The sequence below is a fragment of the Faecalibacterium longum genome (assembly GCF_040094125.1).
Taxonomy (GTDB): Bacteria; Bacillota; Clostridia; order Oscillospirales; family Ruminococcaceae; genus Faecalibacterium; species Faecalibacterium longum.
This window is the reverse complement of record NZ_JBBNIH010000155.1, coordinates 1-813: the sequence shown is the minus strand read 5'-3', so window position 1 is coordinate 813 and position 813 is coordinate 1. Positions and strand designations below refer to the sequence as shown.

Annotated in this window: 1 protein-coding gene; it reads left to right on the top strand. The window is 54.5% G+C overall.

The window, feature by feature from the left end; translation table 11 throughout:
- The first annotated feature begins 65 nt into the window (after positions 1–65).
- Positions 66–740: a type II toxin-antitoxin system PemK/MazF family toxin gene (locus AAAU26_RS09835; RefSeq protein WP_097771475.1), complete on the top strand. Its 675-nt coding sequence runs from the start codon at positions 66–68 to the stop codon at positions 738–740.
- The last annotated feature ends 73 nt before the right edge of the window (positions 741–813 follow it).

The window sequence follows — 813 nt, the reverse complement described above, 5'->3', positions numbered from 1 at the left end:
TGAACGAAGCCCGCTGTGGAACATCCGGCAGCGGGCTTTGCACATAACAACATGGAGGTACAATTTTGCAGCAAAACTGGAAATTCCAACGCGGAGACATCTTCTTCACCCATTTCGGGGCGAGCACCGGCTCGGAACAGCACGGTGACCGCCCGGCGGTCATTCTTCAGAATGACGTGGGCAATTACCACTCTCCAACCCTGATCGTTGCGACCATGACAAGCAAGGCGGAAAAGAAAGTAAATCAGCCGACCCACTGCCTGTTGGAAAACGCAGGGTTGAATATGCCGTCTGTTGTGCAGGCAGAGCAGATCTTCACCATCGACAAAAGCCGGGCACTGAAGTATCTGGGGCATCTGACCCCGGAGGAGATGCGCCGGGTCGATGATGCAGTTCGCATCAGCCTTGCGCTGAACCCTATGGGCAGCATCCAGCAGATAGAGCCTATCCGGCGCTCTACGGCGGTTTATGCGCCGCCTGAGGTGGTGGATGGCAAACCGCCTGTCTACCCCTATACGCCCATCCGGTCGTCCTTTGAGAACGCCGGAAGCATCGAGGAAATGATGCTGTACACCGAGTTGCAATCCGCGGTTCATGCCATGATCCAGCGGTTGGAATACAGCTTCACCTTCAATCCCAGCCTGCTCACCAGCCCGAAGCGTAAGCAGCAGGTGACTGAGATCTTAGAAGAAGCTGAGAAGTACATTTGGAGGATCAAGGAGGAAATGAGATGCGCCTGAACGACAATAATACTTTCATTGGCATCAACCCGCCGTACCAGCTTTCGGTCATCCACAGCAGCAAGCTGATCTA